At 36.7% G+C, this 11,718-nt stretch carries 9 protein-coding genes; 6 read left to right on the forward strand and 3 right to left on the reverse strand.

All coding sequences use genetic code 11. The annotated features are described in order from the left end of the window. Position 1 precedes the first annotated feature (1 nt). Together PWU04_RS05930 and PWU04_RS05935 are read left to right on the forward strand one after the other, a co-directional pair. Positions 2–1,105, forward strand: coding sequence for an OmpA family protein (locus PWU04_RS05930; protein ID WP_274474960.1), 1,104 nt, complete (start codon positions 2–4; stop codon positions 1,103–1,105). Positions 1,106–1,609: 504 nt separating this feature from the next. Continuing rightward, a complete protein-coding gene (locus PWU04_RS05935; protein WP_274474961.1) occupies positions 1,610–2,881 on the forward strand; it encodes an MFS transporter in 1,272 nt (423 codons plus the stop codon). Positions 2,882–3,121: 240 nt separating this feature from the next. Here the strand turns inward: PWU04_RS05935 and PWU04_RS05940 are convergent, their stop codons facing one another. Both PWU04_RS05940 and PWU04_RS05945 read right to left on the reverse strand, forming a co-directional pair. Continuing rightward, positions 3,122–3,877 (reverse strand): UDP-2,3-diacylglucosamine diphosphatase, encoded by a 756-nt coding sequence (locus PWU04_RS05940; protein ID WP_274474963.1) that lies wholly within the window; start codon positions 3,875–3,877, stop codon positions 3,122–3,124. Positions 3,878–3,918: 41 nt separating this feature from the next. After that, positions 3,919–4,371 (reverse strand): 6-pyruvoyl trahydropterin synthase family protein, encoded by a 453-nt coding sequence (locus tag PWU04_RS05945; RefSeq protein WP_274475028.1) that lies wholly within the window; start codon positions 4,369–4,371, stop codon positions 3,919–3,921. Positions 4,372–4,526: 155 nt separating this feature from the next. Here PWU04_RS05945 and PWU04_RS05950 point away from each other — a divergent pair, with 155 nt between their 5' ends. Continuing rightward, on the forward strand, positions 4,527–5,168 hold the full coding sequence (locus tag PWU04_RS05950) for a 2OG-Fe(II) oxygenase (RefSeq protein ID WP_274474964.1): 642 nt from the start codon (positions 4,527–4,529) through the stop codon (positions 5,166–5,168). A gap of 60 nt (positions 5,169–5,228) precedes the next feature. On the opposite strand, the gene PWU04_RS05955 is transcribed toward PWU04_RS05950, so the two are convergent. Further along, positions 5,229–7,061, reverse strand: coding sequence for a cation:proton antiporter (locus tag PWU04_RS05955; protein ID WP_274474965.1), 1,833 nt, complete (start codon positions 7,059–7,061; stop codon positions 5,229–5,231). A 128-nt stretch (positions 7,062–7,189) separates the two neighbouring features. Here PWU04_RS05955 and PWU04_RS05960 point away from each other — a divergent pair, with 128 nt between their 5' ends. From PWU04_RS05960 to PWU04_RS05970, 3 genes are all read left to right on the forward strand, one after another. Continuing rightward, positions 7,190–8,050: an MBL fold metallo-hydrolase gene (locus PWU04_RS05960; RefSeq protein WP_274474966.1), complete on the forward strand. Its 861-nt coding sequence runs from the start codon at positions 7,190–7,192 to the stop codon at positions 8,048–8,050. Between the two features lie 30 nt (positions 8,051–8,080). After that, a complete protein-coding gene (locus PWU04_RS05965) occupies positions 8,081–9,691 on the forward strand; it encodes a S8 family peptidase (RefSeq protein ID WP_274474967.1) in 1,611 nt (536 codons plus the stop codon). 128 nt (positions 9,692–9,819) lie between these two features. After that, entirely contained in the window at positions 9,820–11,709 is a 1,890-nt protein-coding gene (locus tag PWU04_RS05970) for a M1 family metallopeptidase (protein WP_274474968.1), read from the forward strand. Positions 11,710–11,718: the final 9 nt, after the last annotated feature.

Below are 11,718 nucleotides of genomic sequence, written 5' to 3' on the forward strand. Positions count from 1 at the left end.
CATGAACAAAATCACAACCGTTTCGTTTTTATTTTATTGTCAACTGTTCTTCTCTCAAAATTTGGTTCTTAACCCCAGTTTTGAGGACCATAAATTCTGCCCTGAACTGATAGGCAGTTTTCAGCATGGCGTTAAAAATTGGACTACACCGCAATCAGGTTCTTCAGATTATTTTAACACCTGTAGCAAAGAAATTGGAAGTGATAATTTTAACGGAGAACAATCTCCAAGATCAGGAAACGGTTATGCCGGATTTTATGCTTACTCTCCAAATAACTACAGAGAATACATTCAAGGAACATTATCCGATACATTAGAAAATGGTACTCACTATGAAATTACCTTTTATGTTAGTTTAGCTGAACTCTCCAATACTGCCATAAAAAATTTCGGTATTTATTTCACAGAGAATAAACCTCAATATATAACCTCTGAAAGGCCCATAAACGCTTCAAGGATTTCTGAGAAAGTCCATAATGTTTCCTTTATACCTTTTTTCAGCGAGCATTATTTTAATGACAAATCTAATTGGATAAAAGTAAGCTGCACCTATGTTGCGAAGGGATTTGAAACACATTTTATAATTGGAAACTTTGAAAGTAACTATAGCACATCAATCCAAAAGCTTGAAAAAAACGGCTATAAACAAGCAGCCTATTATTATATAGACGACGTTTCAATAACCCCGAAAAATATTAATGAAACAAAAGAAACGTCGATAAAAAAACCTGTTTCAAATTTTCAAGAAGGTGAATTATATACTCTTAAAAATGTACAGTTTGAGTTTGACAAAGCCCAAATAATGAAAGGCACAGAAATAGAACTTAACAATTTGTATAACCACCTTAGCGCAAATAAAAACCTTCAATTGGAAATATTTGGCCATACAGACAACAAAGGTTCCGATGCCTACAATCAAGAACTATCAACAAATCGAGCCAAAGCTATTGCCGATTACTTGATCGAAAAAGGAATAGAACCAAGCAAAATAAAGTATATTGGTTATGGTAGTTCAAAGCCAATAGCCAATAATAAAACGGAAGAAGGAAGAACAAAAAATAGACGGGTAGAATTTAAAATAAACAATTATAAATCAAGCAACTAAAAACAACACTGCAACAATTAACCCTATTTATTTAGATTCATTTTAAATAAGTTTTATATTTGGATTTCAAAACCGACAGCTATGCAAAATGAAATCCATAAAATCTATCACAATAACTTTGGAATAGCCTTTAAGTGGAAATACGAAAAAACCTCAACTGAGAGGGTGCAGATTGTGTTTCGGGACATGGGCTTTTATCTTACCCCAAAAGAGATTAAACAATTCCATCTTAACATATTCTAAGCTAAGGAAACCCAACCTTGCCAAGGTTGTAAACAGGATATTAATTCTAGGTTTATCCTGTTAAAAACTCTCAGCAAAAAAGTAGATTTAGCTCTTAATAAAAAAGAACTCAATCAAGTTGAAGATCTGATAAGAGGAACACTGTTCAACCTTGGATTAGATAATGTTTTAAATAACCTTAGCATTAACTAATTTTAAGAGTATTGCTTTTATAGGCTTACTGCTTATCGTACTTTTGTTCTCTGAATTCATTACAGTTGTATGAAACAAAACGATCCCTACGCCGCCCTCCGGTTTAAAGAATTCAACATTTTTCTTTTGGTGCGCTTTGCACTTGTATTTGCCTGGAGCATGCAATTTATCGTAATCGAATGGCAGGTATATAGCATTACTAAAGATCCGCTTTCCCTAGGTGTTATAGGATTGATGGAAGTTATTCCAGCTGTGTCTATGGCTTTGTTTGCAGGTCACTTTGTCGATCAAAATGAAAAGCGCAACCTATTGATTAAATGTATTATTGCATTTTCGGTTATTAGCCTCGGCTTGTTTTTATTAACCTGGCCAAGAATTATTGCCGGCTGGTCTGAAAACGTAATTCTTTACAGCATTTACTTCTTGGTGTTTTTGGGAGGGTTTGTCCGATCATTTATTGGACCTACCGTATTCTCGTTAGTTGCTTTAATAGTTCCTAAAAAGATATACCCCAACGCGGCAACCTGGAGCAGTTCTACCTGGCAGATGGCGGCTGTTTTAGGTCCTGCCCTAGCTGGATTCTCTATTCATTGGATAGGCGTTCACTGGTCTATGTGCCTTATTTTTGGGTTTACATTAATTGCCTTGGTCAATCTGTTACGAATTCCTAAAAAGCCAATTTTAAACCCTAAAATTGGTGAACCGGTAATGAAAAGCTTAAAAGAAGGGTTAAAGTTCGTATTCAATACCAAAGCGGTTTTTGGAGCCCTTACTTTAGATATGATTGCCGTATTATTTGGAGGTGCTGTAGCGCTATTACCAGTATTTGCGCAAGATATTTTAAAGGTTGGTTCTCAAGGTTTTGGAATTCTTCGTGCCGCACCGGCAGTAGGAGCCTTTATTACGATGTTGATTACGGCTTATATTCCAGTAAGTAAGGATGCTGGTAAAAAACTGTTAGCAGCGGTTTTCGGGTTCGGTATATGTATTATCGTCTTCGGTTTATCTAAAATATTCTGGGTATCGCTTTTAGCTCTGTTCTTTAGCGGGGTGACTGATGGGGTTTCGATGGTAATCCGTCAAACTATTTTACAACTGAAAACTCCAGACCATATGCGCGGTCGCGTAGCATCGGTAAACTCTATGTTTGTTGGATCATCTAACGAATTGGGGGCATTTGAGAGCGGACTTACCGCAAAACTAATGGGTACGGTTACCGCAGTGGTTTTTGGTGGAAGCATGACACTAATAACTGTTCTAACAACCGCTTGGGCCTCACCTACCTTTCGTCAATTGGATTTAAGTAAGGATCTTGAACGCCATGAAAATGAAGAAGAATAGTTAGATTGAAAATCGAAGTTTTTGATTGTTGACTTTTTGAATAGCTAACAAGGAATAGTAAATACAGAAATCTAAAGCAAATCGACCGAATCAATCTTTATAAAAAAAAGTGAGTCTACTTCAGCTTGTCAGGCATGCATTGAAGTGCGACAAAAAATATCGAATTAACTAATCGGTGATAAAATCATAGATCCAAAAATACCTAAATAATCTAAGCCTACCGTCTAAAGCATATAGCATTTATGAATAAGTCTCCAATGTCATCGTCTCACCATCAAATACAGCATAGGTATAATAATTAATCCAGTCACCCAGATTAATATATTTTGATTGGTTTTTTAAATCGATTTCCATTGGCAAATGCCTGTGTCCAAACACGAAATAGTTGGTGTGTTTTTGTTCTAGTTTACGCTTACAGTACTGAACCAGCCATTCATTATCCTCTCCAAGAAAAGTAACGTCTTCATCTCCTGAAATTAGTTTGTTTTTCACAGAAAGATATTGTGCCAAACGCACACCAATATCGGGGTGCAACCATCTAAACAACCATTTTGAAAACGGGTTTATGAAAACCTTTTTCATTCGTTTATAGCCCTTATCGCCAGGCCCTAAACCATCACCATGACCAATCAGAAAAGTTTTGTCGTTAATGATAAACTCATGGGGTTTGTGATATACAGGAATATTCAATTCTTTTTCAAAGTAATCGTCCATCCACAGGTCGTGGTTTCCAACGAAAAAATAAACAGGAATTCCCGAATCGCTTATTTCAGCCAACTTTCCTAGTGTTCTGGTAAACCCTTTTGGCACTACTGTTTTATATTCAAACCAAAAATCAAACAAATCACCCAACAGGAATATAGCTTCGGCATCTTGCTTAATCATGTCTAACCAAGCCACAAACTGTTTTTCACGTTTTAATGAAGCCTCTTGAGTGGGAGCACCTAAGTGATTATCTGATGCGAAATATACTTTTTTACCTTTAGGGATATGCATGGTGTAAATATAGCTAATGATAAGAGATGTTCACTAGGTCATTATTGATTATCGCTAGCATACCACTCAGCATAAGAGGTGTCTGTTTCCTGAAGCTTAAGTGAATGTAATATTATGTTGTAAGGCAGGCGTGCTTGGATTTTCTTAGCAAAATCGATTACCATCATTTCGCTGGTAGGCTGATAATCTACCAACATAACACTGTGTCCCCGATCCTGAAGTTCTTTTGCTAATTCAATATGAGGTGTGTTTTTATTGAAAACGGTTGCATGATCGAACACATCTACTATCTCTTCCTTTACAATCTTTTTTAAATCACCAAAATCAATCACCATCCCAAATTTAACATGGGCCATATCGTCAATGGGTGTACCAATAACCGTAACCGATAGCTTATAGCTATGACCGTGTACGTTTTTACACTTTCCATCATAACCATAAAGTGCATGACCCGTTTCGAAAGAGAACTGTTTTGTAATCCTAATGTGCTGCATTAAAAAAAGTTTCTGCAAAGGTATTGATTTTGTAAAAGCAATTGGATTTTAAATTACATTTACGGGCTTTTTTAAATCAGCATACAAAGCTGAAAATGAAAGGCCTGAACGTTTTACGATCTGTCACTTAATTATAGGTTTTGATTTGAAAGGCTATGGATGCAATTTTTGAGCATTTGGAGTTTACCGAAAATCCGCTCTACGAGGGAATTATTTCGGATTTATCCGATAAACAATATAGTATTGTTGAGGATTTTTTTACTGCTGAAGAGGTGGTTTTGTTGCGAAATTCGCTACTCAATAAATTTGAGGAGGACGCCTTTAAAAAAGCGGCTATTGGAAACCATTTCAATGAGAACATTATGCGTTCTATTCGTGGTGACTTTATTCTATGGATTAATGAGGTTGAGGCAAATCCTGCCGAACAATTGTTTTTTGAGAAGATCAATAGCATGAAAGATTATCTTAACAAAACCTGTTTTATGGGAATTCTTCACAAGGAGTTTCATTATGCTCTTTACCCTGAAGGAACGTTTTATAAACGTCATTTGGATACGTTTCAAAACGATGACAGGCGAAAACTATCTTTTGTGTGTTACCTAAACGAAGAAGACTGGAAACCTGAATACGGCGGTGAACTAGTAATTTATACAACCGAAAACGAAATGGAACATGAAAAGGTTATTTATCCTTTTCCTGGTCGTGTGGTAATTTTTGAAAGTCAGATTTTAGAGCATGAAGTAAAACCAGTTTCTGTTGAACGCATGAGCATTACGGGATGGTTGAAAACGAGATAAAAAAAACCGAAGTTTTTAGCTTCGGTTTTATTATCATTTTAATATGGTTCAACTTTAAGCCTACACCCTTTCAACATCAATAGCTTTTCCTAAATACACCAGCTGAAAACCTTGCTTTATTTGGTCTATATTAGTATTGTCCGATGGAATAATTTCTAGTTCACCGTTAAGATCTTTTATAAACAATGGAATGATGTCGTCATTCTCATCTGTAATCTTGATTAGACTTTCAAAGTGTTTTCTGTTCTTAATGTCGATTTCATGTATAGCAGGGTATCTTCTTGTAACTTCACTAATCGATACGTAATCATCGGTATGAGAAAACAAACCTTCCTTAGGCTGATGCCCATTAACTGTAATTTCATCTGGGGTTAATAATCTAAAGGATCCGTTTTCACCAAATTGCTTTCCAAACTTTTCAATGGTATATTTATTAATATCTGTACTCCCTGTCATTGCCATTAAATATCCCACATCACTAAGTTCAAGGTTATCAAAAATCGCATCGGAATAGATGTCGGCAGAAATAGCTTCCAGCCCTAATTCTTCTGCCGTTTGAATATTGGTTTGGTTGCTGTCAACAAGAACAACACGACGCCCGTTCGTATCCAGATAATGACCAATTAACCTTGAAAACTTAGATGCCCCAACAATTAAAATACCCTCACTTTTAGTTAGGAAAACACCTACTAATTTAGCAAATAATCTAGCCGTTGTTGCGTTAAGTAACACCGTCCCTAATACAATCATGAACACTAAAGGTGTAATATATTTAGCATCTTCAACGCCCTGTAAAACTAAAGTGTTACCAAATAGGGAAGCTATCCCTGCCGCCACAATTCCTCGAGGTCCCACCCAACTAATAAACAGTTTTTCCCTGAACTTTAGCTTAGATCCAGTAGTACTTAAAAATACCGCCAATGGGCGAATTACTAATATTATTAAACCAAAAAGGATTGCTGTATTCCAATTATAGAGCAACATTAAATCCTCAACATTCATATTGGCTGCCAAGAGGATAAACAATATTGAAATAAGCAATACACTTAAAGACTCCTTAAAATAAAGTAGTTCCTTGAGGTTTTGAACTTTACTGTTCCCAAGCACCATTCCCATAACAACAACCGATAAAAGTCCAGACTCATGAGCAAAAATATCAGACTCAACAAAAACCAAAAGCACTACAGACAACGAAACTACATTTAACAAATAGTGAGGTATATAATTTCTGTTAATCAAAAAAGCCAAAGCATGGGCAAAAGTGAATCCGAAGGTTACCCCGAAAAGTAATATCTTACCAAATTCGATTAAAGCGGTTTTTGTATAACCACTTCCCCCACCAACACTAATGAATTCAAATACCAATACAGCTACCAAAGCACCAATTGGATCAATGAGGATTCCCTCCCATTTTAAAACAGCAGAAACGTCTTTCTTTAATGGAATATTTCTTAGAATAGGTGTTATTACAGTTGGGCCTGTTACTATAATCAATGAAGCAAATAAAAAGGATAACTCCCAGCTAAGGTTAAAAACAAAATGCGCCGTAATCCCACCTGCAAAAAAAGTGATGACAGAACCTAAAGTAATTAATTTTGTAATATCGGGGCCAACATTACGTATTTCCTCCCGTTTAAGAGTTAACCCACCTTCAAACAGAATAATACTAATAGCCAGGGATACGAAGTAGTAAAGACCCTTACCGGGAAACAACCCTTTAGTCCCATTCCAAATGGGCTCTATGAGCTTATGACCATCTTCAGTAAATAGGGTTGATATGGGGCCCACGGCCAACCCAATTAATATAAGGGGCAAAATGGCAGGCAGTTTAAGGCGCCATGCTACCCATTGCGCCAAGATCCCCAAAATAACTATTCCCGCAAGTTCTAACATATTGTGGTTGTTTAAATCCGTTTAAAAATATAAAAATGTTAAAATACATCTAATAAAATTAGCTTTAATAATATATTTTTAGCTGCTTTTGTTAATTTGCAGCGTATTAAAAACTTATTGTCTCCTTTATGAACTTATATCCTGTTGAGGCCGGAAATTTTAGGCTTGATGGCGGTGCCATGTTTGGCGTAGTACCTAAAACCCTTTGGCAAAAAACTAATCCTGCCGATCAAAATAACATGATAGATATTGCCGCTCGATGCTTATTGATTGAAAAAGGGAATCGTCTTGTATTAATTGATACAGGTATGGGAGACAAGCAGAGTGATAAGTTTTTTGGGTATTACCATTTATGGGGAGATGATAGTATCGACAAATCATTGAAAAAACACGGATTTCACCGAGATGATATCACAGATGTATTCATGACCCATCTTCATTTTGATCATTGCGGCGGAAGTGTACAATGGAATAAAGACCGTACTGGCTACGAACCGGCATTTAAAAACGCTCACTTTTGGAGTAATAAAGACCATTGGGAATGGGCTACAAAACCCAACCGTCGCGAAAAAGCATCTTTTTTAAAGGAAAACATTTTGCCTATGGAGGAAAGCGGTCAATTAATGTTTACTTCCCTTCCTAAAGAAAAGATTCTGAAAGATTCTGAACTTGGCTTCGATATTTTCTTTGCCGATGGCCATACAGACAAGCAAATGATTCCTTTAATCAACTATAAAGGTAAAACCATTGCGTTTATGGCCGATTTATTACCTACAGCTGGCCACTTGCCGCTACCTTATGTAATGGGTTATGACACAAGACCTTTATTGACGTTAGATGAAAAAGAAGCGTTCTTGAACATGGCTGCCGACCAAGAGTTTTATCTGTTTTTAGAACATGATGCACACAACCAGATTATAACAGTTGAACATACAGACAGAGGTGTAAGGTTGAAAAATGTTTACACCTGTAATGATATTTTTATTTAAACAATTAATACTAAATACAAACTAATAACAATGAAACTAATAAAACCAATCGCTCTTACTGCAGTAGCAGCGGCTATTTTAACAGGATGTGGTAGTGTAAAAATCGATTCCACACCAATAGGCAATGTTGATAGTGTTCAAGTTAAAAAAGCTGAAATCACAGAAACAGAACAACATAAATGGGGACACCTAGACTTGGTGATAGATACTATTCCAGGAATGAGTGTAGAAAAGGCTTATGCTGAAATAATAAACAATCTTGACGCTCCAAAATCTGATGTTATTGTTGCGGTAATCGATTCTGGTATTGATATTGAACACGAAGACCTTAATGATGTTTTATGGACAAACGAAGATGAAATTCCTAACAACGGAATTGACGATGATAAAAATGGGTTTGTTGACGATATCCACGGATGGAACTTCTTAGGTGACGGATATGATGAGCAATTGGAGTATGTTCGTATTGTTGCCAGTGGAGACACAAGTCATCCTGCTTATGAAGAAGCTAAAGCAGAATATGAAAAAGAAATTCAGGAAACAACCGCAAGAAAAATGCAATATGAGCAAATTTACCAAGCTCTTATCCAAGCCGATGCTAAAGTTTCAGAACACTTAGGTAAAGAAAACTATACAAAAGAAGACATAGCTGGTATAACTACAGAAGACGCAGAATTACAGCAATCTATAGCCGTTATTTCACAGATATACGGTTTTGGTTTTGATAATATTTCTGATGCCAAAAAAGACCTTAAAGGTGGGCTTGAGTATTTCTCCGACAAACTTAATTATAATATTAACAAGGATTTCAACGGAAGAAAAACTGGTGACAATGTAAACGATCTTACAGATGTTGGTTATGGTAACGGAAATGTAATGCCAACCGAAAAAGGAGAAAGCCACGGAACTCACGTTGCAGGTATTATTGCTGCAGAGCGAGGAAATGGTCTAGGTGCCGATGGTGTTGCCAACCATGTTAAAATTATGTCAGTTCGTGCTGTACCAAACGGAGATGAGTATGATAAAGATATTGCCTTGGCTATTCGTTATGCGGTAGACAACGGTGCTAAAATCATTAACGGTAGTTTTGGAAAATATTACTCTACCCATAGTGATTGGGTAAGAGATGCCATTACCTATGCTGGTGAACACGATGTTTTGTTCGTAAATGCAGCTGGTAATGAAGGAGACGACCTTGACAAAAAAGCGTGTTACCCTAACGACCAGGTAAACAACGGAGCTGAGGTTTCTGAAACTTTCATTACTGTTGGTGCACTTGCTCCTAAATACGGTAAGGAAATGGTTGCAGGATTCTCTAACTATGGAAAAATCAACGTAGATGTATTTGCTCCTGGTGCAAGTATTTATTCAACTACTCCAGAAAACGAATACGATACTAAAGGAGGTACCTCTATGGCTGCTCCAGCAGTTGCTGGTGTTGCGGCTTTAATTCGTACATACTTCCCTAAATTATCTGCTGCTCAGGTAAAACAAATCCTAATGGATTCTGGTTTAGCTGTTCACCAAGATGTAATAGTTGGAGGAGATGCAAGCAATGTTCAGCCTTTTGGTGACCTTGTAAAGTCTGGTAAAATGGTTAATGCTTACAACGCATTGATCATGGCATCACAAATGAAATAATCATTAATACCATATATTAAGCCTCATCTATACCTAGATGGGGTTTTTTGTTTAAGGAGGTTTGAAAAAGACTAACATCAAGCATGTTAATTTTCAATTCCCTCAAAAAAAGAAATAAAAATTAACAGATGAAAAAGCTAATTTTCCCACTACTAAGCATCGGTTTAGTGATGTCCTGTAGTACTGCTAAACAAACTGCACAGACAGATGCTGTAGCCCAAGCCCCTGAGGTTAAGCTCGTAAATACATCAGAACCTTGTGGATATTGGCAACAGCATGTTGACTACCAAATGGAAATTGACATGAATGTTGAAACTTATCAATACAACGGTAAGCAACACCTTGTTTATACCAACAATTCTCCAGACGTTTTGAATAAGGTGTACTACCACCTTTTCTTAAACGCGTTTCAGCCAGGCAGCGAAATGGATGCCCGTTTACAGAGTATTGCCGATCCAGACGATAGAATGATGGCCAATGGTAAAAGCAGGATTGCTTCATTAAAGCCTAATGAAATTGGTTATATAAAAGTAAATGACCTCAAACAAAATGGTAAAAGTATTTCATACAAAACCATTGGAACAATTTTAGAAGTTAAACTAGATAAACCTATTCAACCTGGTGAGAAGGTAACTTTCGACATGAATTTCAATGCCCAAGTACCTTTGCAAATTCGTCGTTCGGGAAGAAATAATGCAGAAGGTGTGGCCTTATCAATGACACAATGGTATCCTAAACTTGCTGAATACGATTTTGAAGGCTGGCATGCCGATCCGTATATTGGACGTGAATTCCATGGTGTTTGGGGTAATTTCGATGTAAAACTTACCATCGATAAAGATTATGTAGTGGGAGGTACGGGCTACTTACAAAACCCTAATGAAATTGGCCATGGTTACGAAACAGGTAAAATAGCTAAACCAAAAGGAGATAAGTTAACTTGGCATTTTGTTGCTCCAAATGTACATGATTTCACCTGGGCAGCCGATCCTGATTTTGCTCACGATACAGCACAGGTTCCTGGCGGTCCAACACTTCACTTTTTATACAAAAACAAACCAGAATTAAAGGATAACTGGAAAGCACTTCAGCCTAAAACAGTTGAAATGATGCAGTATTATAGTAAAAACATAGGCAAATATCCATACCAACAATATTCAGTTATCCAAGGAGGTGATGGTGGTATGGAATACGCTATGTGTACCCTAATCACTGGTGAACGTAAACTAGGTAGCCTTATTGGTGTTACAGCACACGAACTGGCACACACTTGGTTCCAATTCCTATTAGCAACCAATGAAAGTAAACACGAATGGATGGACGAAGGCTTTACAAGCTATATTAGTGATTGGGCCATGAACGACATCATGAAAGAAAACAAGCAAAATCCAACGCAAGCAGCTTATCAAGGATATAATTACCTGGCAAAGTCAGGTAAACAACAACCGTTAACAACGCATGCCGATCGTTATGCCTATAACTTGGTTTACGGTATTTCGGCATACAGTAAAGGTGAAGTATTCTTATCACAATTGGGATATGTAATAGGAGAGGACAACCTTAAACAAACCCTTAAAAGATACTTTGAAGATTGGGCGTTTAAACACCCAACGCCTAACGATTTTATTCGTTGTGCTGAAAAAGTATCCGGTTTAGAATTGGATTGGTACCTTACAGACTGGACAAAAACTACAAACACTATTGACTATGGTATTACTTCTGTTGAAGAAAATAACAACATAACTAATGTTACACTGGAACGCATTGGTTTAATGCCAATGCCTATAGATTTAGAAGTAGTTTATACAGATGGTAGTAGCGAGATTTTCTATATTCCTTTACGCATGATGTATGGCGAAAAACCTAGCACTTCTGCAAGAACTATATTAAAGGACTGGGCTTGGGCATATCCTAAATATACCTTCAATATAGAAAAACCTAAAACTGCTATTAAATCAATTACCATAGACCCTAAAGGACTGATGGCCGATGTAAACAGAGATAACAATGAGTTATAAATAGCATTA

Origin of the sequence: Mangrovimonas aestuarii (assembly GCF_028767185.1) — a bacterium.
In the GTDB taxonomy this organism is placed as follows: domain Bacteria; phylum Bacteroidota; class Bacteroidia; order Flavobacteriales; family Flavobacteriaceae; genus Mangrovimonas_B; species Mangrovimonas_B aestuarii.

What these genes read in the sequence shown, in the direction of transcription:
- PWU04_RS05930 (WP_274474960.1), top strand. Translation starts at nt 2, where the DNA reads ATGAACAAAATCACAACCGTTTCGTTTTTATTTTATTGTCAACTGTTC.
- PWU04_RS05935 (WP_274474961.1), top strand. Translation starts at nt 1,610, where the DNA reads ATGAAACAAAACGATCCCTACGCCGCCCTCCGGTTTAAAGAATTCAAC.
- PWU04_RS05940 (WP_274474963.1), bottom strand. Translation starts at nt 3,877, where the DNA reads ATGCATATCCCTAAAGGTAAAAAAGTATATTTCGCATCAGATAATCAC.
- PWU04_RS05945 (WP_274475028.1), bottom strand. Translation starts at nt 4,371, where the DNA reads ATGCAGCACATTAGGATTACAAAACAGTTCTCTTTCGAAACGGGTCAT.
- PWU04_RS05950 (WP_274474964.1), top strand. Translation starts at nt 4,527, where the DNA reads ATGGATGCAATTTTTGAGCATTTGGAGTTTACCGAAAATCCGCTCTAC.
- PWU04_RS05955 (WP_274474965.1), bottom strand. Translation starts at nt 7,061, where the DNA reads ATGTTAGAACTTGCGGGAATAGTTATTTTGGGGATCTTGGCGCAATGG.
- PWU04_RS05960 (WP_274474966.1), top strand. Translation starts at nt 7,190, where the DNA reads ATGAACTTATATCCTGTTGAGGCCGGAAATTTTAGGCTTGATGGCGGT.
- PWU04_RS05965 (WP_274474967.1), top strand. Translation starts at nt 8,081, where the DNA reads ATGAAACTAATAAAACCAATCGCTCTTACTGCAGTAGCAGCGGCTATT.
- PWU04_RS05970 (WP_274474968.1), top strand. Translation starts at nt 9,820, where the DNA reads ATGAAAAAGCTAATTTTCCCACTACTAAGCATCGGTTTAGTGATGTCC.